Source organism: Phenylobacterium sp. (assembly GCF_046291545.1).
In the GTDB taxonomy this organism is placed as follows: Bacteria; Pseudomonadota; Alphaproteobacteria; order Caulobacterales; family Caulobacteraceae; genus Phenylobacterium.
In genome coordinates, this window is record NZ_JBKBSM010000002.1 from 470,103 (window position 1) to 490,240 (window position 20,138).

Consider the following 20,138-nt stretch of genomic DNA (forward strand, 5'->3'; position numbering starts at 1 on the left):
AGCAGAGTTTTCGCAGATGCGTCATCCGCTCCTGATCGCCGTCGCCGCCCCGCTCGTCCTCTATCTGGCGGGATGCGCCGGCGGCCCGCTCGCCGCCGGCGGCGCCGAGCGTGACGTGGACTGGGCGACCGCGCCGTTGGGCGCTTCCGGCTACGGCCTGTTCCTGGCCGGGCAGGCGGCCCTCAACGACGGTCGCAGCGACGAGGCCGCCGCCTATTTCGAACAGGCCGCCGCCACCGGCGACCTCGACGCCGGCGTGGTCTCCGAGCGGGCGTTCATCGCTGCGGTCCTGGCCGGCGACATCTCCAAGGCCGCGGCCCTGGCGCCCGAGGGCGAGGAAGCGTCCGAAGGCGGCCGCCGGCTCGGCCAGCTCGCCGTCGCCGTCGAGGACATGGCCCACGGCAGGGGCAAGGAGGCCAGCCAGATCCTGGCCGGCGACGCCATCGGCTTTCCGCACCGTTCGGCCGCGGCCCTGCTGCAGCCCTGGGCCTCGGCCATGGCCGGCGACGTCGAGGGCTCCCTTGTCCGCCCCGAGGTCCGCGGCGACCGCCTCGTGGAATACATCGGCCAGCTCGGCCAGGCGCACCTGTTCGAGCGCGCCCGCCGCTACGACGAGGCCGAGACCGACTTCAAGGCCCTGGCCCAGACCGACCGCCCCAGCGAGATGGCGGTCCTCGCCTATGGCGGCTTCCTCGAGCGGCGGGGCCGCCGCGCCGACGCCATCGCCCTCTACGACGCCGCGCTCGCCCGGGAGCCGCACCGCGCCAGCTACACCGCCGCCCGCGCCCGCGCCGCCGCCGGCCGCTCCGCGCCTCAGGCGCCGAGCCTCAAGGAAGGGGCGGCCCAGGCCATGCTCGCCCCGGCCGCCGCCATGCTGTCGGCCAAGCAGAACCAGCTCGGGCTCGCCTATCTGCGTCTGGCCCTGCACCTGGACCCGCGCCGGGCCGAGGCCTGGGTGATGGTCGGCGACGTCATGGCCGCCGCCGGCGAGTTCGAACAGGCCCGCGCCGCCTACGAAAAGGTCAAGCCGGGCGCGGCCGAGTACGCCACGGCGCGGGCCAAGCTCGCCTGGGCCTACCAGGCCGCCGACGATCCCGAGACGGCCATCCGGATCGCCCGCGAGGCGGCCGCGAGCGGCGACACCGACGCGCGGCTCAACCTCGCCGACCTCCTGCGCGCCAACGAACGCTTCGCCGAGTCCGCGGAGATCCTGACCGACCTGATCGCCCAGCAGTCCGAGCCCGACTGGCGGCTGCTCTACGCCCGCGGCGTCGCCTTCGAACGGACCGGCCGCTGGGCCGAAGCGGAAAAGGACCTTCAGGCCGCCCTCGACCTGCGCCCCGACGAACCCGAGCTGCTGAACTATCTCGGCTATTCCTGGATCGACCGGGGCGAGCGGCTGAAGGAGGCTCTCGGGATGGTCGAGAAGGCCGTCGCCAGCAATCCGCGCAACGGCGCCATGATCGATTCCCTGGGCTGGGCCCACTATCGCCTGGGGGACTACGCCAAGGCCGTGGAGCTGCTGGAGGAAGCGGTCGAGCTGGAGGCCGGCGATCCGGAGATCAACAACCACCTGGGCGACGCCTACTGGCGGGTCGGCCGGCGCGACGAGGCCGAGTTCCAGTGGCGCCGGGTGCTGACCCTCGATCCGGACGCCCGCATCAAGGCCGACGCCGAGGCCAAGCTCGCCTCCGGCCTGGGGCTCAAGGGGCCGGCGGAGGCGCCCCGCGTCGCGGGCCCCTGACCGGCCATGGCTCTGCAGGCCCTGGCCCCGGCCAAGATCAACCTCTTCCTTCACGTCGGCGCGCCGGGCGTCGACGGCTATCATCCGCTGTGCAGCCTGATGGTCTTCGCCGACGTCGGCGATCGGGTGGGAGTCTACGCCTCCGACGGGCTCGAGCTGCAGGTCGGCGGCCCCTTCGGGCGAGCCCTGGCCGCCGAGGCTGACAACCTGGTGCTGCGGGCCGCCCGCGCGATCATCGCCAGGGGGCGCGGACCGATGCGGCCGGTGGGCCTGACGCTCGAGAAGAGACTGCCCGTGGCCGCGGGCCTCGGCGGCGGCTCCAGCGACGCCGGCGCGGCCCTGCGCCTGCTGCGGGAGGCCCTGGGGGTGCCCCTGGATGACGCCGGCCTCGAAGCCGTGGCCGCCGAGCTCGGCGCGGACGGTCCGGCCTGCCTGTGGGGGCGACCGGTCCTCGCCGAGGGCCGGGGCGAGCGTCTGACGGCGGCGCCGGTCCTGCCGGTGCTGGACGCGGTGCTGGTCAATCCGGGTGTTCCGGTCTCCACGCCGGCGGTGTTCAGGGCGCTGGACGCGTCCGGCGCCTTCTCGGACGTCACGCCGCCCCCCATGCCGGAAGCCTTCGAGCGGGTGGAGGAGGTCGCCGCCTGGCTGTCGGTTCTGCGCAACGACCTCCAGGCGCCGGCCGTGGCCCAGGCGCCCCAGATCGCCGACGTGCTCGCCTGCCTCGAGGACGAGCGCGAAACCCTGCTCGCCCGCATGAGCGGCTCGGGGGCGACCTGCTTTGCTCTTTGCGCCGGCGACTACGAGGCCGAGAGCCTGGCCGAGCGGATCGAGGCCCTGCGCCCGGAGTGGTGGGTCCGGCGCTGCCGCCTGGGCGGACCCTGGGACTGAGCGCCTCCGGCAGCGCCCGAAGGTCCCAAACGAAAACGGGGGTCCCGAAGGACCCCCGCTCGTTGGCCAGGAGAGGCGCCAGCTCTACTCGTGCAGAGCTTCCCCATGCAGCGCCAGGTCGAGGCCTTCGACCTCAGCTTCTTCACTCACCCGCAGTCCGGTGGTGAACTTGCAGACCATCAGGATCACGAAGGTGGCCACGCCGGACCAGACGATGGTCGCCCCCACGCCCAGCAGCTGCTTCATGACGCTGGCGCCTTCGCCCACGCTGTTGATCGCGGTGTCGGCGAACACGCCGGTCAGGATGGCGCCGGTGATGCCGGCGACGCCGTGCACGCCGAAGGCGTCGAGGCTGTCGTCGTACTTCAGGGCCCGCTTGATCCAGACCGCGCCGGCGTAGCCGGCCACGCCGCCGGCCAGGCCGATGATCAGCGCGCCTTGCGGGTTCACGAAGCCGGCGGCCGGGGTGATGGCCACCAGGCCGGCGACCGCGCCCGAGGCCAGGCCCAGCATGCCGGGCTTCTTGCGCTCGACCCATTCGACGGCCATCCAGGCCAGGGCCGCCGCGGCGGTCGCCACCTGGGTGTTCAGCATGGCCGCGGAGGCCAGGCCGTCGGCCGCCCATTCGGAGCCGGCGTTGAAGCCGAACCAGCCGACCCACAGCAGGCTGGCGCCGATCATGGTGAAGACCAGGTTGTTCGGCGCCATGTTGTCCGAGCCGTAGCCCTTGCGGCTGCCGAGGACGAGGGCGCAGACCAGGCCCGCCACACCGGCGTTGATGTGCACCACGGTGCCGCCGGCGAAGTCCAGGACGCCCAGGCCGCCGAGCCAGCCGCCGCCCCACACCCAGTGGCAGACCGGGGCGTAGACGAAGATCGACCACAGCACCATGAACAGCAGCATGGCCGAGAACTTCATGCGTTCGGCGAACGCGCCGGTGATCAGGGCCGGCGTGATGATGGCGAAGGTCATCTGGTAGACGACCCACAGGAACTCGGGGAGTTGCGGGGCCGAGGCGAAGGCCGTGTCGATCGTCACCCCGTTCAGGAACAACAGGTCGAAGCTGCCGACGTACTTGTTCAGCCCCTCGGACGGGTTCACGCCGAACGCCATGCCGTAAGTGATCGCCATCCAGACGATGGTCACCACGCAGGTGATGGCGAAGGACTGGGCCACGGTGGCGATGACGTTCTTCTTGCGCACCATGCCGCCGTAGAACAGCGCCAGGCCGGGGATGGTCATCAGCAGGACCAGGGCGGTCGAGGTGAGGATCCAGGCCGTGGCGCCGCCGTCGAGCTCCAGCTTCGCCTGGTGGGCCATCAGTTCCGGCTCGGGAGCGGCCGGCTCGGCGGCGGGCGCGGCTTCCGCAGGAGCGGCGGCCTCGGCGGGCGCCGCAGCCTCGGGCGCGGCGGGTTCCGTCGCCGCGGCTTCGGCCGGCGCCGGGGCGGCGTCCTGCGCCAGCGCCGGGCCGGCCAGCGGCGCCCCGACGATGGCGGCGGCGAGCATCAGCCCGGCCAGCCGTTGGATTGGGTTGAACTTCATCTTGTTAAATCCCCTTGTCCCGTTGAGTTCGCGCGTCACAGCGCGGACGAGCCGGTCTCGCCGGTCCGAATTCGCACCGCGTCCTCGACGTTGAGGACGAAGATCTTGCCGTCCCCGATCTTGCCGGTGGCGGCGGCCGCCTTGACGGCTTCCACGGCCTTGGACGCGGCCGCGTCATCGACCACGGCCTCCAGCTTGACCTTGGGTACGAAGTTCACCTGGTACTCCGCGCCCCGGTAGATCTCGGTCTGGCCCTTCTGCCGGCCGTACCCCTTGACTTCCGAGACCGTCAGACCTTCGACGCCGGCGGCGACGAGCGCTTCGCGCACATCGTCCAGCTTGAAGGGTTTGACGATCGCCATGATCAGTTTCATCCGCTCGCTCCCGCGCGGCCTCAAGCCAGACACGCGCCCCTCGTGGTTGTCCGAGCCGTCATGAACGTGCTGCTCGACGGCAAGGCGACGCTATCGGCAGGGACCCGGCGGCGGACGTGCGCGGTAACCTCTGATCAAGGAAAGGCAGGCTGCGCCCAAAAAACGGGCGGCGCAGCCCTCGCGGCGCCTAATTTAAGTGCGAAACCGAGCCCTGCTGGTCGCTCCGAAGGCGGAATTCCGGCGGTGAGGTGGCGCAGGTTCACGAACCCGTGAGGCGCGCAACCCTGTCGCCCAACAGGCGTAAAAGGCGCCGGTCAGCCTGGGCTGAGCCCTGCAGACAAATTGACGGAAGCGGGGTCCGAGTGCGGGCCCCACCAACGGCAAGAGGACCGTACATGTATTTTAATCGACTGCTGACCGCCGCGGCCGCCGCCACCCTGATGGCCGGCGCCGCCCAGGCCCAGACCGCCCCGGCGGCGCCCACGCCTTCCGAGACGGCGCCTGCCGCGCCAGCCGCCGAAGCGCCGGCCGCGACCACGCCGAAGGTCGTCGCCAGTGGCGACATCATCGAAACCGCGCGGGCGTCGGGCCAGTTCAAGACCTTCATCAAGGCCGCCGACGCCACCAACCTGACGGGCCTCTTGAAGCAGACCAAGAACCTGACCGTCTTCGCGCCGACGGACGCGGCCTTCGCCGCCTTGCCGCCGGGCGAGCTCGACCGGCTGATGCTGCCGGAGAACAAGGCCCAGCTGCAGAAGCTGCTCACCTACCACATCGTCAACGCGCGCCTCGACGCGGCCAAGTTCGCCGGCGCCAAGGGGCCGGTGCCGACCGTGGCCGGGACCAATGTCGAGATCGACGGCAGCGGCGACCATGTGATGGTCAACGACGCCGACGTGATCCAGAGCGACGTGATGGCCACCAACGGCATCGTGCACGTGATCGACAAGGTGCTGATGCCGGGCGCGCCGGCCGCGGCCGCCAGCGGGGCCCCGGCCTCGACCACGGCCAGCGACCAGCAGCAACCGGCTCAGCAAGAACAAGCGCCGGCCCAACCGCAGATGTGAGCTGACGCGGCGGCCGGCAGGGGAGGGGCGAGATGAGTTCCATACGAAGGAGCAAGACATGACCCTCAAGCACCTGTTGGCCGCCGCGTCCGCCGCGGCTCTCCTCGGCGGGGCGGCCTACGCCCAGGACGTGGGAAGCACGCCCGCGGCCGACATGACCGCGCCGAGCGGCGACCAGTCGACGACCATGCCTTCCGGCGTGGTGAACCCGATGCCCGATACGGCCGCCGATGCGGGCGCCGACGCCTCGGCCACCACCTCCGCGCCGGACGACGGCTCCATGGACTCCATGGAAGCGCCGAGCCAGGCCGACACCTCGGCCATGCCGCCGGCGGGCCAGACCGGCGACACGACGACGTCCCCGACGATCGATTCGACCCTTGGCGCATCCTCGACGATGGATTCGTCGGCCGGGACCGGCTTGACCGCCCCGTCCGCCGCCCAGGCCGGCGCCGAGGCCTCGGCCGTGGTCCAGCCGCGGGTCACCGCCAATGCGCCGATTCCGGACACGCCGGAGAACCGCGAGAAGTACGGCGAGCCGCTGTCGAACGCCGGCAAGCGGTCCGAGGCGAACGGGCGCTAAAAGCCTTCCGCCTGCGGCTTGAAGCGACGGTCGGCGGGCCCTATGGTCCGCCGACTTTTTTTGCGCCCGCGAAATCGCCATCTCAATGCCTTCCAAAAAGCCGCTTTCGTTTCAGGGGCTGATCCTGAAACTCCACGAGTATTGGAGCCGTCAGGGCTGCGTGATCCTGCAGCCGCACGACGTGGAGGTGGGCGCGGGCACCCTGCATCCGGCCACCGTGCTGCGCGCTCTGGGTCCGAAGCCTTGGCGGGCGGCCTATGTGCAGCCTTCGCGCCGTCCGGCCGACGGCCGCTACGGCGAAAACCCAAACCGGCTGCAGCACTATTATCAGTATCAGGTGATCCTGAAGCCGAACCCCGACGACCTGCAGGATCTCTACCTGGGCTCGCTCGAGGCGATCGGCCTGGACACGCGCCTGCACGACATCCGCTTCGTCGAGGACGACTGGGAGAACCCCACCGTCGGCGCATGGGGCCTGGGCTGGGAAGTCTGGTGCGATGGGATGGAGGTGACGCAGTACACCTACTTCCAACAGGTGGGCGGGCTAGACGTCTGGCCGGTGGCGGGCGAGCTGACCTACGGCCTTGAGCGGCTGGCCATGTACCTGCAGGGCGTGGACCACTTCACCGAACTCGCCTTCAACGACCCGGACGGCCCGGCGCCGCAGACCTATGGCGACGTCTTCCTGGAGAACGAGCGCCAGCAGTCGGCCGCCAATTTCGAGGGCTATGACGTCGAGGTGCTCAAGCGCCAGTTCGAGGACATGGAGCGCCAGGTCCCGCGCCTCCTGGCCATGAAGGGCCCGCAGGGGCAGGCCATCGTGCTGCCGGCCTACGACCACGTGCTCAAGGCCAGCCACCTGTTCAACCTGATGGACGCCCGGGGCGCGATCGCCGTGGCCGAGCGCCAGAGCTACATCGGCCGCATCCGCGACCTGACCAAGATGTGCGCCCAGGCCTGGGTGGCCAACGAAGGGGGCAACGGCTAGTCTCATGCCTCAGCTTCTTGTCGAGCTCTTCTCCGAAGAGATTCCCGCGCGCATGCAGGCCCAGGCCGCCCGCGACCTGGAACGGATGACCCGCGAACGGCTGGCCGAGCAGGGGCTGCTGCCGGAGGCGCTGAAGAGCTTCGCCGGGCCCCGGCGCCTGACCCTGGTGGCCGAGGGGCTTCCGGTGGCCCAGGGAGACCGTTCCGAGGAGCGCAAGGGACCGCGCGTGGGCGCGCCCGACAATGCGATCGAGGGCTTCCTGCGCTCCACCGGCCTGACGCGCGAGCAGCTCGTCGAACGCGACGGCGTCTATTTCGCGGTGATCGAGCGCAAGGGCCGGCCGACCCTCGAGATCATCGCCGAGACGGTGGACGCGGTGGTGCGCAATTTCCCCTGGCCCAAGTCGATGACCTGGGGGCGGGGAACCCTGCGCTGGGTGCGGCCGCTGAAGCGGATACTGTGCGTGTTCGACGGCGAGGTCGTCGACTTCAGCATCGATGGGATCCAGAGCGGCGACACGACGGAGGGCCACCGGTTCATGGGCGACGCCCAGCCGTTCAAGGCGCGCGACTTCGACGCCTATCGCGACGGGCTGGAGAAGCACTTCGTCGTGCTGGACGTGGAGGAGCGCAAGGACCGCATCCGGGCCGGCGCTCAGATGCTGTGCTTCGCCCGGAACCTGGAGCTGGTCGAGGACGAGGGCCTGTTGGACGAGGTGGCGGGGCTGGCCGAATGGCCGACGCCGGTGCTGGGCGACATGGAGCCGGGCTTCCTGGAGCTGCCGCCGGAGGTGATCCGCACCTCCATGCGCACCCACCAGAAGTATTTCGCGGTGAGCGACCCGGCCACGGGCAAGCTCGCGCCGCACTTCGTGACGGTCGCCAACATCGAGGCGCCGGACGGCGGTAAGGCGATCGCGCAGGGCAATGCGCGGGTGCTGTCGGCGCGGCTGAGCGACGCCCAGTTCTTCTGGACCGAGGACCGCAAGCTGCGCCTGCAGGACCGGCTGGAAAAGCTGAAGGGCGTGACTTTCCACGCCAAGCTCGGCGCGATGCAGGCGCGGGTGGAGCGGATCACCGCCCTGGCGCGCGACCTGGCGCCGGTCGTCGGCGCCGACGCGGGCCTTGCCGCGGAGGCCGCGGGCCTCTGCAAGGCCGACCTCGTCACCGGCATGGTGGGCGAGTTTCCCGAACTGCAGGGGATCATGGGCGGCTACTACGCCCGCGCCGAGGGTCTGCCTGACGCCGTCGCCGACGCCATCCGCGACCACTACAAGCCCCAGGGCCCCAGCGACGCGGTCCCGACCGCGCCCGTCTCGGCGGCCGTGGCCCTGGCCGAAAAGCTGGACACCCTGGCGGGCTTCTTCGCCATCGACGAGAAGCCGACCGGCTCGCGCGATCCCTTCGCCCTGCGCCGCGCCGCGCTGGGCGTGATCCGCATCGTGCTGGAGAGCGGGGTCCGCTTGCCGTTGCTTCAGACGGTCCGCTCCCACATCGGCCGCTTCGCCGGCGTGGCCGCGAGCGAAAAGACCGCCGAAGATCTGCTCGCCTTCTTCGCCGACCGCCTGAAGGTGTCCTTGCGCGACCAGGGCCAGCGGCACGACCTGGTGGACGCGGTGTTCGCCCTGGGCGACGACGACCTGGTGCGCATCGTCAAGCGCGTGGAGGCCCTGGCCGGGTTCCTCGACAGCGACGACGGCGCCAACCTTCTGGCCGGGTACAAGCGCGCCACCAACATCCTCAAGGCCGAGGAGAAGAAGGGGCCGCTGCCGCAGGGCGCGCCGGAGGCCATGGCCTCGGCGCCCGCAGAGGAGACGGCCCTGATCGACGCCCTGCAGGCGGTGCAGCCAAAGGTGGCGCAGGCTTTGCAGGACGAGGACTTCGCCGGCGCCATGCGCGCGCTTTCGGGCCTGCGCCAGCCGGTGGACGCGTTTTTCGACGCGGTGCTAGTGAACTCCGAAGTCGCGGCGGAAAGGGCCAACCGCCTGCGGCTTCTCGTCCAGGTTCGAGACGCCATGGGTCGCGTCGCGGACTTCTCGCAAGTGACGGGCTGAAGAGAGGCGTGAAGATGACGACGCAGACGCTGACCAAGACGCAATGGGTCTACGCCTTCGGCGGCGGCGGCGCGGACGGCGACGCCTCGATGAAGAACCTGCTGGGCGGCAAGGGCGCGAACCTGGCCGAGATGTCCTCGCTGGGCCTGCCGGTGCCGCCGGGCTTCACCATCACCACCGAGTGCTGCACGCACTACTATTCGAACGGGAACACCTATCCGGCCGACCTCGACGGACAGGTGGCCGCCGGCCTCGCCCGGGTCGAGGAACTGACCGGCAAGCGCTTCGGCGACGCCTCCAATCCCCTGCTGGTCTCGGTCCGCTCGGGCGCCCGCGCCTCGATGCCGGGCATGATGGACACCGTCCTGAACCTCGGCCTCAACGACCAGACCGTCGACGGCCTGGCCAAGCTTTCCGGCGACCGCCGCTTCGCCTTCGACAGCTACCGCCGCTTCATCCAGATGTATTCGAACGTGGTGCTGGGCCTGGACCACCACATGTTCGAGGAGATCCTGGACGAGCATAAGGAGCGGCTGGACGTCACCATCGACACCGCCCTGTCGGCCGAGGACTGGGAGCGGGTGGTCGCCGACTACAAGAAGGCGGTGGAGGCCGACCTCGGCAAGCCGTTCCCGCAGGACCCGCAGGCCCAGCTCTGGGGCGCGATCAGCGCGGTGTTCGCGAGCTGGATGAACGACCGGGCCAAGTTCTATCGCCGCATGCACGACATCCCCGAAAGCTGGGGCACGGCGGTGAACGTGCAGTCCATGGTGTTCGGCAACATGGGCGAGACCTCGGCCACCGGCGTGGCTTTCACCCGCAATCCGTCCACGGGCGAGAACCGTCTCTACGGCGAGTTCCTGATCAACGCCCAGGGCGAGGACGTGGTGGCCGGCATCCGCACGCCGCAGGCCCTGACCAAGGCCGCCCGCGAGGAGATGGGCGACAAGGCGCCGTCGATGGAAGAGGCGCTGCCGGCGGTGTTCACCCAGTTCAAGACCGTGGTCGAGACGCTGGAGAAGCACTACCGCGACATGCAGGACATCGAGTTCACGGTCGAACAGGGCCGGCTCTACATGCTGCAGACGCGCAACGGCAAGCGCACGGCCAAGGCCGCGCTGAAGATCGCCGTGGACCTGGCGAACGACGGCGTGATCAGCCAGGAAGAAGCGGTGATGCGGGTCGAGCCGGCTTCGCTCGACCAGCTCCTGCACCCCACCATCGACCCCTCCAGCGAGCGCGACGTCATCGCCAAGGGCCTGCCGGCTTCGCCCGGCGCGGCCACCGGCCAGGTGGTGTTCACCGCCGAGGAGGCCGAACGGCTCGGCTCGGCCGGCGAGGCGGTGATCCTGGTGCGCGACGAGACCAGCCCGGAGGACATCCGCGGCATGGACGCGGCCCGCGGCATCCTGACGGCGCGGGGCGGCATGACCAGCCACGCGGCGGTGGTCGCCCGCGGCATGGGCCGGCCCTGCGTGTCCGGCGCCGGCGAGATCCTGATCGACGAGAAGGCCCGCGAATTCCGCGTCCGCGGCCGCGCCTTCAAGGCCGGCGACATCATCACCATCGACGGCTCCAACGGCGAAGTGCTGAGCGGGGCGGTCAAGATGATCGAGCCGGAGCTGTCGGGCGACTTCGCCGCCCTGATGGCCTGGGCCGACAAGACCCGCCGGCTGAAGGTGCGGGCCAACGCCGAGACGCCGCTGGACGCGCGCACCGCCCGCCAGTTCGGCGCCGAGGGCATCGGCCTTTGCCGCACCGAGCACATGTTCTTCGACGAGGACCGGATCGCCGCCGTGCGCGAGATGATCCTGGCCGACGACGAGCGCGGCCGCCGCGCCGCCCTGGCCAAGATCCTGCCGATGCAGCGGGCCGACTTCGTGCAGCTCTTCACCATCATGGAAGGCCTGCCGGTCACGATCCGCCTGCTGGACCCGCCGCTGCACGAGTTCCTGCCGCACACCGAAGAGGACGTGAAGGCGGTGGCCGAGGCCACGGGCCTGGACGCCGCCAAGCTGTGGCGCCGGGCGCGCGAGCTGCACGAGACCAACCCCATGCTCGGCCACCGCGGCTGCCGCCTGGGCGTCTCCTATCCTGAGATCTACGAGATGCAGGTGCGGGCCATCTTCGAGGCGGCCTGCGAGATCGCCGCTTCGGGCAAGGCCGCGCCGATCCCGGAAATCATGCACCCGCTGGTGGCCAAGGGCGAGGAGATGCGGTTCCTGCGCCAGCTCACCGACCGCACCGCCAAGGAAGTGCTGGCCGAGAAGAACATGCAGATCGAATACATGGTCGGCACCATGGTCGAGCTGCCCCGCGCCGCGATCCGCGCCGGCGACCTGGCCGAGCACGCCGAGTTCTTCTCGTTCGGCACCAACGACCTGACCCAGACGACCTTCGGCATCAGCCGCGACGACTCCGGCCGGTTCCTGAACGCCTATATCGACAAGGGCATCTTCGAGAAGGACCCGTTCGTCAGCCTCGACCAGGACGGGGTGGGCGACCTGATCCGCATCGCCGCCGAGCGGGGCCGCGCCCAGCGCCCCGACGTGAAGCTCGGCATCTGCGGCGAGCACGGCGGCGACCCGGCCTCGATCGAGTTCTGCGAGCGCGTCGGCCTCGACTATGTGAGCTGCTCGCCCTACCGCGTGCCGATCGCTCGCCTCGCGGCCGCCCAGGCCGCCATCGGCGAACGGGAAAAGGACCGCTAGGACCCGGCCCGCGCGCCGGCGCCCCGCGCCCCGGCTGGGGGCGGGGGATGGCCGCTGGTCATAGGTGACGCCGGGGATTCGCGGGGGCCGACGTTCCCGTTCGGCCGGCTCAGGCGGAGCTGTGGAGGTCCGGCTGGCGTGGGGGCGGGCGCGCCCCCGCCGCCGCCTCGCGGTCCCCCAGAGGGGGAGGCTCCAGGTCCTCGTCGTCTTCGGCCTCGCGGCCGAGGCCGAGGTCTTCGCGGATGCGGTCGATGACGGCCGTAAGCGGGCCCTCGAGGAAGCGGTCCTGGGCGGCCTCGTCGGCGAGGAGCACGCCCATCAGCCTGTGCAGCTGGTAGGCCTCGGCGGGGTCGGCCTCGGTCCAGATGAGGCGGGTGAGGCGGGCGTCAGCCTGGTCGGTGCGCTGCTCGAGGCGGCGGGCGCGGGCCGCCTCGGCCCGATGCTCGGCCTCAAGAAGGTCGCGGCGGGCCTGGCGCTCGAGCTGGGCTTCCAGGGCCAGGGTCTGGCGCACGGATCGGGACAGGCGATGGAAGGCGGCGGCCAGGCGCTGGGCCTCCTCGGCGTCCTCACAGTCCATGGCCATGCGGTGCAGCTTGCGGGTCAGCTCCAGGCCCATGTCGCAGAGCTCGGACAGCACCCGGCCCTGCCGTTCGGTCATCTCGATGGGCGCCGCACACATGAACAAAACAAGAACATCAATCTTGCCCAGAGTCAAGGATTTTCGACTCAGAGCAGCCGGTCACGCCTTGCGCCGGTAGGTCATGGTCGAGCCGTCGGGCAGGCGGCCGCTGAGGGCGGCCCAGACACCGGACCCGTCGTACCAGTCGTCGATCTCGGCGTCGCCGCGCAGGGACCAGCGCACGGCCTCCACGGGCGGGCCGCCGGCCTGGGCGATGCGTTCGCCGCCGACCCGGCGCGACGTGAGGCGCAGGAGCTTGCCCTCCTGGGGATTGAACAGGGGGCCGCGCAGGACGGCGCTGTTCCAGTGGGTGAGCGGGGCGGCGTCGGCGGGGGCGGCGATGCGGGCGCGGTCGGCCTCGATGAGGACGCCGGCCTCGGTGCGGCGGGCCTCCACCGCGCGCCGGCGGCCGTTGGCGTCGGTTCGGGTCTCCAGGGCGGCGAAGCGGCCCTCGGACCAGCGCTCCTCGGCGGTGTGGCGGTAGCGAAAGACCGGAACCGGGCCGAGCCTGATGGCCATTTCGACCTCGGTGACGATGCGGGGGGCCGACGCGGACCCGGCGAAGGTCATATGATGCTCGCCCACCACCGCCCCGTTGCGCAGGACGACGAAGGCCAGCCGCCCCCCGGCGGGCGGCGCAGCCCAGGCGGCGGGGGCCGCCAGGCCGAGGCCGGCGGCGAGGAGGGCGCGGCGGGAAAGGTCCAAAGGCGGCACGGGGCGTCCCTGCGGTGGTGGTGCGACTTGCCCGGATTACGAGGCGGCGGAGCCCGCGGATGCGTCCCGCGCGCGCCGCGGCATTGCGGGCTTTTCACCTGACATCGCCAGCGAAGTCTGGCCTCCTGCGGCGCTGAACAGGGGGAGGGCGTATGGCTCAGTTCGATCCGGCCGCGGCGACGGCCGCCTATCTCGCGCAACTGCCGCCGCAGGTGCACGAAAAGGCCCAGGCCTACACCCAAGGCGGCCACTGGCTGTCCTTGTGGGGCGCGCTGGCGGCGGTGGCGATCGCCTGGCTGGTGCTGCGCTCGGGCGTGCTGGTCCGGCTGCGCGCCGGGATCGAGCGCAAGCGCCCGCATCCCTGGCTGGCGGTGTTCGCGGTGCTGTTCGTGGACGGGGTGATCGAGGCGGCGCTGGGCCTGCCCTGGACGGTCTACGCCGACTGGTGGCGCGAGCGCGCCTATGGAATGACCGACCGCGCCTTCGCCGGATGGTTCGTCGAGTGGGCCCTGGTGGCGGTGATCTCGCTGGTCGTCACGGTGCTGATGCTGGCGCTGATCTACGCGCTGATGCGGCGGGCGCCGCGGACCTGGTGGATCTGGAGCGGCGGGGTGACGGCCGGCTTCTTCGTGGCGGTGATGGTGCTGGCGCCGGTGCTGGTGCTGCCGCTGCTCAACGACTACAAGCCCGCGCCGCCGGGGCCGGTTCGCGACGCCATCGTGGCGATGGCGCAGGCCAACGGCGTGCCGTCCGACAAGATCATGATCTACGACGGCTCCAAGCAGTCGAACCGCTACACCGCCAATGTGGCGGGCCTGGGCGGAACCGCGCGGATCGCCATGAGCGACGTGATGTTCCAGAAAGGCGCGGACATGGCGGAGATCCGGGCCGTGGTCGGCCACGAGATGGGCCACTACGTGCATCGCCACGCCCTGTGGATGGCGGCGGCCTACGGCCTGCTCGGCCTGGCCGCCTTCTTTCTGGTGGACCGGCTGTTCCAGCCGGTGCTGCGGCTGACCGGCGCGCAGGGCGTGCAGGGGCTGACCGACCCGGCGGGCTTTCCGGTGATCTCGATCATCATCACCGTGCTGGCGCTGGTCAGCCAGCCGATCACCAACTCGATCGTGCGCATCGCCGAGGCGGACGCCGATCGGTTCTCGCTGGAGCGGGTGAACGAGCCGGACGGCCTGGCCCAGGCCCTGGTGAAGACGGTGGAATACCGGGCGGCCACCCCTTCGCGGCTGGAGGAGGTGCTGTTCTACGACCACCCGGCGGTCGGCCGGCGGGTGCGCCGGGCGATGGACTGGAAGGCGGCGCACCCCACGCCGGAGACGCCGTGAGCGCGGCGCTGCCCGGCCTGCCCAAGGGCGAGGTCTTCCTGACCCCGCCGCATCCGGACTGGCCGGCGCTGTTCGCGGCGGAGGCGGCGCGGATCCGCTCGGCCCTGGGGGCGCGGGTGCTGGGGCTGGAGCATTATGGCAGCACCTCCATCCCCGGCATCAAGGCCAAGCCGGTGATCGACCTGCTCGTCGGCGTGGCGCGGCTGGAGGAGGCGGACACCTTTTCGCCGACCATGGTCGCCCTGGGTTATGAGGACGCCGGCGACGGCGGCGTGCCTGGCCACCGCATATTCGGACTGGGGGCGGCGCGGACCCACATCTGCCATGTCGTGCCCCACGAGGGCCCGGAGTGGCGCACATGCCTCGCGTTCCGCGACGCCCTGCGGGCGGACCGGGCGCTGGCGCTGGCCTATGAGGCGCTGAAGGTCGAGCTGGCGGCCCGCCATACGAAGGACCGGGCCGCCTACACCGACGGCAAGACCGCGTTCGTGCAGGCGGTGACGGCGACGGCGCGCTCGCGGGGCTAGCGCTTCCTGACGAACACCGTGCCGGCCGAATAGCCCGCGCCGAACGAGCAGATCAGGCCGGTCTCGCCGGGAGCGAAGTCGGCGCTGGCCGTATGGAAGGCGATGATCGAGCCGGCCGAGGAGGTGTTGGCGTACTCGTCCAGGATGATCACGTTCTCCTCGGGCGAAGGGTCGCGGCCCAGGACGCGCTTGCCGATCAGGTCGTTCATGTTGATGTTCGCCTGGTGCAGCCACAGGCGCTTGAGCGCGGCCGGGTCGAGGCCGAGGTCGGCGGCGTGGGCCAGGATCATCTCCGAGACCATCGGCACCACCTCGCGGAACACCTTGCGGCCCTCCTGGACGAACAGCTTGTCGGGCTTTCCGACGCCGTCCGGGTCGGCGCGGTTGAGGAAGCCGAAGTTGTTGCGGATGTTGTTGGAGAAGACGGTCTTCAGGCGGGCGCCGAGGATCTCCCAGCCCTGGCCGGGGGCGGCGCGGTCGGCGGCCTCGACGATCACCGCGGTGGCCACGTCGCCGAAGATGAAGTGGCTGTCGCGGTCGCGGAAGTTCAGGTGGCCGGAGGTGATCTCCGGATTGACCATCAGCACCGCCCGGGCGCCGGCGGCGATGTAGTCGGCCGCGGTCTTGACGCCGAAGGTGGCCGAGGAGCAGGCCACGTTCATGTCGAAGGCGAAGCCGTCGATCCCCAGGGCCTGCTGCACCTCGATGGCCATGGCCGGATAGGCGCGCTGCATGTTGGAGGCCGCGCAGATCACCGCGTCGATCTCGCTGGCGGGCTTGCCCCAGGCCTCGATCGCCTGGCGCGCCGCGGCGACGGCGATCTCGGCCAGGATCGAGAGCTCCTCGTTGGGCCGCTCGGGAATGATCGGGCGCATGATTTCCGGGTCGATCAGGCCGGCCTTGTCGATCACGTGGCGCGACTTGATGCCCGAGGCCTTCTCGATGAACTCGACGGAGGAGGGGACCAGCGCCTCGACCTCGCCCGCTGCGATCGCCTCGGCGTTGCGGGCGTTGAAGCGCTCGACATAGGTGTTGAAGGTCTCGACCAGCTCGGCGTTCGAGAGGGTCAGCGGCGGGGTGTAGAGCCCGGTCGCGGCGATGACGGCGTTGGACAAGGACGAAATCCTCTAGCTGAAAACGTCCGGGCGCGGCGGGGCGCTCACCCAGCGCCGGGCGCAAACCGCCGCATCCCGAGCGGCGACTGATAGCACTTCCTGCGCCGCCGTCATCGCCGATGTGGCCGAAGTGTCACATCCGCCGATCGCCTGGGGATGGCCTGCGAACCGACTCCTTCCCGCCCCGTTTGGGGGGCACAGGTCTGTGGGCCAGGGGGACAAATGAGTCTGAGTAGGAGTACAGAAAAAATGAAAACTCTCATCGTCACCGCTGCCGCCGCCGCTGTAATGGCCGGCGCTCCGTTTGTTGCGAACGCGCAGGACATGTCGCCTAAAGGCTACGCTTCTCTCGGCTATTCGCAGGGGGACTATGACGGCGGGGCCGACCTGGGGACTGTGCAGGGCCGGATCGGCGCGCGATTTGGGCAATACTTGGGCGTTGAGGGCGAGCTCGGCCTTGGCGCCAAGAGCGACGACACCTGGGTCGGCGGCCTGAAGGCCGACAATTCGGTGAAGCACCAGGCCGGCGTCTACGGCGTGGGCTTCCTGCCGGTGGGCGAGAACGCCGACCTCTACGCCCGCGTCGGCTACGGCGACACCAAGGTGAAGACCAAGCTCGCCGGCGTGCCGGACAGCGATCGCAACCAGTCGTGGAACTACGGCGTCGGCGGTCAGTACTTCTTCGACGGCAAGAACGGCGTGCGCGCCGACTACACGCGCCATGAGTTCCTGCACAGCGACGACAAGGCCGACGTGGTTTCGCTGGGCTACGTGCACCAGTTCTAGCCCGGCGTCCGCCTAGCGCGCCGGCCGGCTCCCCGAAGCGGGCCGGCGCGTGAAAGCGCGGCGGGGATGCGTATCACGCCCCGTCGCGTGACGGCCGGGCCCATGGACGAGCCCTGGGTTCCGGCCCGGAAGCCCTCCCTGCGACAGGGAGGGCTTCTTCTTGACCCGAGCCCCCGTTGCGCTGACGCTGTGCGCGGGAGGATCGCCTTGAACACCGAATTCCTGATCCAGTTCGCCGCCTCGGCCGCCGCCGTCGGGGGGCTGGTGCTGCTGGTCGCCTGGGCGCGCATCGCCCGGCCGACGCCGCCGCTGGACGAGGCGCGGGCGCGCGCGCTGATCGCCGAGGAGTTCCCCGGCCGGGCGCTGGAGGGGGTGTGGGTGTCGTCCGACGGGGCCGGGGCGCTGGCGCGCTCGGGCGCGGCGGCCCTGATCATCTGCCGGGTGGGCGACGGCTACGCCGGGCGCAGCGTGCCCTGGGCCCTGGCGCTGGCCTCGAGCTTTCGCGACGGGCGGCTGAAGGTGGAGCTGGGCGAGGCGGCCGCGCCGCGCGCGGTGCTGGCGCTGGAGGCCTGGCCGCCCAAGGACCTGGGCGCGAGCGGCCTGGCGGCCAAGGACCGCGCCGCGTGAAGGCCGGGTTCGATCCCGTCGCCCTGGCGACGCCGTTCTTCATCCTGGCCATCATCCTGGAGGTGATGCTCGGGCGGCTTGGCAAGGCCAAGGTCGTCTACGAGCCGCGCGACACCCTGGTGTCGCTGACCATGGGCCTGGGCAGCACGGTGGCGGGCCTGGCGACCGCCGGGGCGGTGTTCGGCGCGAGCCTGTGGGCCTATCAGCACCGGCTGTTCGAAGTCCCGATGACCGCGGCCTGGGCCTGGGTGGCGGTGTTCCTGCTGGAGGACCTGACCTACTACTGGTTCCACCGGCTGAGCCACGAGCGGCGGTTCTGGTGGGCGGCCCACGTCAACCACCACTCCAGCCAGCACTACAACCTGTCGACGGCCCTGCGGCAGACCTGGACCGGCGGGGCCGCGGGGACCTGGCTGCTGTGGCTGCCGCTGAGCTTCCTGGGCTTTCCGCCGGCGATGGTGGCGATCCAGAAGGGGATCAGCCTGGTCTACCAGTTCTGGATCCACACCGAGGCGATCGGCCGGACGCCGGCCTGGTTCGAGGCGGTGTTCAACACGCCCTCGCACCATCGCGTGCACCATGCGCGCAACCCGCGCTACCTCGACAGCAACTACGCCGGAATCCTGATCGTCTGGGACAAGCTGTTCGGCACCTTCATCCCGGAGGACGGGGCGGAGCCGTGCCGCTACGGGATCGTCAAGAACCTGGCGACCTTCAACCCGATCCGGGTGGCGCTGCACGAATGGGCGGCGATCGGCCGCGACCTGATCGGATCGCGCTCGCCGCGGGAGGTGATCGGCTACCTATTCGGCCCGCCCGGCTGGAGCCCGGACGGCTCGCGGCAGACCTCGGCGATGCTGAAGGCCGAGTGGGCGGCGGCTAATCCCGAAGCAGCGGCAGGCTCAGCCCCGACACCGGACGAGCGCTCAGCATCTCGCGCCTGAAGCGGAAGAGTTCGGCCGGGCGGCCGCCGGTGTCGGCGTCCAGGCGCCCCAGGCCCTCGACCAGGGCGGTGCGTTCCAGGGCGCGGCGGAAGTTCTGCTTGTGCAGCGGCACGCCGGAGATCGCCTCCACCGCCCGCTGCAGGGCCGAGAGGGTGAAGGCCTCGGGCATCAGCTCGAACACCACCGGCCGGTACTTCAGCTTTCCGCGCAGCCGCTGCAGGGCGGTGGCCAGGATGCGGCGGTGGTCGGAGATCATCGGCTCGCCGACGGCGGCGGCCAGCTCCTCGGAGACCGCGCCGCAGCTCTCGCCGCGGTCGCGGGCGGCTTCGGGGGCGAGGCCGGCCTCGTAGAGCAGCTCGTAGCGCTCGAGCACGCGCTCCTCGTTCCAGGGGGCGTCGTCCAGGGCGAAGGCCAGGCGCGCGCGGGCCAGGCGGTTGGCCGCCTCGGCGCCGCGGCTGGCGCAGGCCCAGCGGCGCAGGGCGGTCTCCAGCACGGCCAGCACGCGGGGGCGTCCCCCCCGCCAGTCCTCGTAGGGAAAGAAGCGCGACCAGGAGGACCACTCGGTGTCCGGCGCGTGGGTCTCCACCGCCGCCGGGGTCAGGGCCAGGTAGCCGACGGAGACGACCCGGGCGGCGGCGGCGTCGGGCCCCATGTTGGCCACCGGCGCTTCGCGGCCGCGGTCGCCGAAGGTGTAGAGCTGCTCGACGTAGCCGAGCTCGAAGCGGGTCTGCTGGGTGACGAAGGCGCGCAGGGCCAGCTCGAAGGTGCGGTGGGCCTGCGGATCGAAGGGGCCGAAGGGCAGGCCGGCCAGCTCGGAGGCGCGCCCGGCGGCGTCGCGCGGACGCACGGTCAGGACCATGGCCTCGCCGTCGCGGATCGCGACGATCACCGCCGACAGGCCGATGACGATCGACTGGCTCATGGCGGCGCGGGGCGGGCGGACATCAGTAGCGGACCGCGAAGTCGAAGGGCGCGGCCACCAGGTAGTCGTAGTCGCCCATGGCCTCGACGGCGTCGACCATGCGGCCGCGGCGGCCGAGCATGTCGTCGGCCAGGGCAACGATGCGGCGGTTCGGATAGGCGTGGGGGGCGGCCTGGCGCATGGCCGCGGCGATGACGGCCTCGTCGGCCTCGGGATTGCGCTCGCAGGCCAGGACGAAGGCGCTGGCGGTGGAGCGGCTGATCCCCGCCCAGCAGTGGATCAGCATGGGGGCGGCCTCGTCCCAGCCGCGGCCGAACTCGAGGAGCTGGCGCACGACCTCCTCGCTGGGCAGGACCAGGCCCTCGGCCGGCTCGGCGATGTCGTTGACCGCGAGCTTGAGGTGGCGCTCGGCCTGCAGCCCGCCGGGGGTGGCGATCATGGTCGCCGGATCGAGCAGGGTGACCATGTGCGAAGGCCGGCGCGCCGCCAGGGTGGCCGCCACGTCGCCCAATCCGCAGACGATGATCGTCATGC

Annotated in this window: 19 protein-coding genes; 12 read left to right on the forward strand and 7 right to left on the reverse strand. The window is 71.1% G+C overall.

Features of this window, described 5'->3' with window-relative positions; all coding sequences use genetic code 11:
- Positions 1-16 precede the first annotated feature (16 nt).
- On the forward strand, positions 17-1,744 hold the full coding sequence (locus tag ACK4YQ_RS08790; protein WP_409610410.1) for a tetratricopeptide repeat protein: 1,728 nt from the start codon (positions 17-19) through the stop codon (positions 1,742-1,744).
- A gap of 6 nt (positions 1,745-1,750) precedes the next feature.
- Entirely contained in the window at positions 1,751-2,632 is an 882-nt protein-coding gene (locus tag ACK4YQ_RS08795; protein WP_409610412.1) for a 4-(cytidine 5'-diphospho)-2-C-methyl-D-erythritol kinase, read from the forward strand.
- Positions 2,633-2,716: 84 nt separating this feature from the next.
- Here ACK4YQ_RS08795 and ACK4YQ_RS08800 read toward each other — a convergent pair whose 3' ends face one another.
- Together ACK4YQ_RS08800 and ACK4YQ_RS08805 are read right to left on the reverse strand one after the other, a co-directional pair.
- Complete coding sequence (locus ACK4YQ_RS08800) at positions 2,717-4,174, reverse strand: ammonium transporter (protein ID WP_409610414.1); 1,458 nt, start codon at positions 4,172-4,174, stop codon at positions 2,717-2,719.
- Between the two features lie 35 nt (positions 4,175-4,209).
- Positions 4,210-4,548 carry a P-II family nitrogen regulator gene (locus tag ACK4YQ_RS08805; protein WP_409610416.1) on the reverse strand — a complete coding sequence of 113 codons (339 nt, stop codon included), beginning with the start codon at positions 4,546-4,548 and terminating at the stop codon, positions 4,210-4,212.
- 395 nt (positions 4,549-4,943) lie between these two features.
- Between ACK4YQ_RS08805 and ACK4YQ_RS08810 the strand changes: the two genes are divergently transcribed.
- The 5 genes from ACK4YQ_RS08810 to ppdK all read left to right on the forward strand — a co-directional run bounded on the left by ACK4YQ_RS08810 (position 4,944) and on the right by ppdK (position 11,950).
- Positions 4,944-5,615: a fasciclin domain-containing protein gene (locus ACK4YQ_RS08810; protein WP_409610418.1), complete on the forward strand. Its 672-nt coding sequence runs from the start codon at positions 4,944-4,946 to the stop codon at positions 5,613-5,615.
- Between the two features lie 58 nt (positions 5,616-5,673).
- The gene (locus ACK4YQ_RS08815) at positions 5,674-6,198 is read left to right on the forward strand and encodes a hypothetical protein (protein WP_409610420.1); all 525 of its coding nucleotides are present in this window, start codon (positions 5,674-5,676) and stop codon (positions 6,196-6,198) included.
- An 85-nt stretch (positions 6,199-6,283) separates the two neighbouring features.
- Positions 6,284-7,186, forward strand: a complete 903-nt coding sequence (locus tag ACK4YQ_RS08820) for a glycine--tRNA ligase subunit alpha (protein WP_409610422.1) — start codon at positions 6,284-6,286, stop codon at positions 7,184-7,186.
- Between the two features lie 4 nt (positions 7,187-7,190).
- Positions 7,191-9,239 (forward strand): glycine--tRNA ligase subunit beta, encoded by a 2,049-nt coding sequence (gene glyS / locus ACK4YQ_RS08825; protein WP_409610424.1) that lies wholly within the window; start codon positions 7,191-7,193, stop codon positions 9,237-9,239.
- A gap of 14 nt (positions 9,240-9,253) precedes the next feature.
- A complete protein-coding gene (gene ppdK, locus ACK4YQ_RS08830) occupies positions 9,254-11,950 on the forward strand; it encodes a pyruvate, phosphate dikinase (RefSeq protein ID WP_409610426.1) in 2,697 nt (898 codons plus the stop codon).
- 109 nt (positions 11,951-12,059) lie between these two features.
- Here the strand turns inward: ppdK and ACK4YQ_RS08835 are convergent, their stop codons facing one another.
- Together ACK4YQ_RS08835 and ACK4YQ_RS08840 are read right to left on the reverse strand one after the other, a co-directional pair.
- Positions 12,060-12,608 (reverse strand): hypothetical protein, encoded by a 549-nt coding sequence (locus tag ACK4YQ_RS08835; protein WP_409610428.1) that lies wholly within the window; start codon positions 12,606-12,608, stop codon positions 12,060-12,062.
- Positions 12,609-12,689: 81 nt separating this feature from the next.
- On the reverse strand, positions 12,690-13,343 hold the full coding sequence (locus ACK4YQ_RS08840; protein ID WP_409610430.1) for a DUF6134 family protein: 654 nt from the start codon (positions 13,341-13,343) through the stop codon (positions 12,690-12,692).
- Between the two features lie 152 nt (positions 13,344-13,495).
- Between ACK4YQ_RS08840 and ACK4YQ_RS08845 the strand changes: the two genes are divergently transcribed.
- Together ACK4YQ_RS08845 and ACK4YQ_RS08850 are read left to right on the forward strand one after the other, a co-directional pair.
- A complete protein-coding gene (locus ACK4YQ_RS08845) occupies positions 13,496-14,683 on the forward strand; it encodes a M48 family metalloprotease (protein ID WP_409610432.1) in 1,188 nt (395 codons plus the stop codon).
- Positions 14,680-15,210: a GrpB family protein gene (locus ACK4YQ_RS08850; RefSeq protein ID WP_409610434.1), complete on the forward strand. Its 531-nt coding sequence runs from the start codon at positions 14,680-14,682 to the stop codon at positions 15,208-15,210. Before ACK4YQ_RS08845 ends, ACK4YQ_RS08850 begins: the two co-directional genes overlap by 4 nt.
- On the opposite strand, the gene ACK4YQ_RS08855 is transcribed toward ACK4YQ_RS08850, so the two are convergent.
- Positions 15,207-16,325 carry a beta-ketoacyl-ACP synthase III gene (locus tag ACK4YQ_RS08855; protein WP_409610436.1) on the reverse strand — a complete coding sequence of 373 codons (1,119 nt, stop codon included), beginning with the start codon at positions 16,323-16,325 and terminating at the stop codon, positions 15,207-15,209. The genes ACK4YQ_RS08850 and ACK4YQ_RS08855 overlap by 4 nt on opposite strands.
- A 249-nt stretch (positions 16,326-16,574) precedes the next feature.
- Here ACK4YQ_RS08855 and ACK4YQ_RS08860 point away from each other — a divergent pair, with 249 nt between their 5' ends.
- The 3 genes from ACK4YQ_RS08860 to ACK4YQ_RS08870 all read left to right on the forward strand — a co-directional run bounded on the left by ACK4YQ_RS08860 (position 16,575) and on the right by ACK4YQ_RS08870 (position 18,682).
- A complete protein-coding gene (locus ACK4YQ_RS08860; protein WP_409610438.1) occupies positions 16,575-17,111 on the forward strand; it encodes a porin family protein in 537 nt (178 codons plus the stop codon).
- 207 nt (positions 17,112-17,318) lie between these two features.
- On the forward strand, positions 17,319-17,738 hold the full coding sequence (locus ACK4YQ_RS08865) for a hypothetical protein (protein WP_409610440.1): 420 nt from the start codon (positions 17,319-17,321) through the stop codon (positions 17,736-17,738).
- On the forward strand, positions 17,735-18,682 hold the full coding sequence (locus ACK4YQ_RS08870) for a sterol desaturase family protein (protein ID WP_409610442.1): 948 nt from the start codon (positions 17,735-17,737) through the stop codon (positions 18,680-18,682). The genes ACK4YQ_RS08865 and ACK4YQ_RS08870 overlap by 4 nt, the downstream gene beginning before the upstream one ends.
- On the opposite strand, the gene ACK4YQ_RS08875 is transcribed toward ACK4YQ_RS08870, so the two are convergent.
- Complete coding sequence (locus ACK4YQ_RS08875) at positions 18,618-19,604, reverse strand: NUDIX hydrolase (protein WP_409610444.1); 987 nt, start codon at positions 19,602-19,604, stop codon at positions 18,618-18,620. The two genes, ACK4YQ_RS08870 and ACK4YQ_RS08875, sit on opposite strands and share 65 nt — an antisense overlap.
- 22 nt (positions 19,605-19,626) lie before the next feature.
- Positions 19,627-20,136, reverse strand: coding sequence for a tyrosine phosphatase family protein (locus ACK4YQ_RS08880; RefSeq protein ID WP_409610446.1), 510 nt, complete (start codon positions 20,134-20,136; stop codon positions 19,627-19,629).
- Positions 20,137-20,138: the final 2 nt, after the last annotated feature.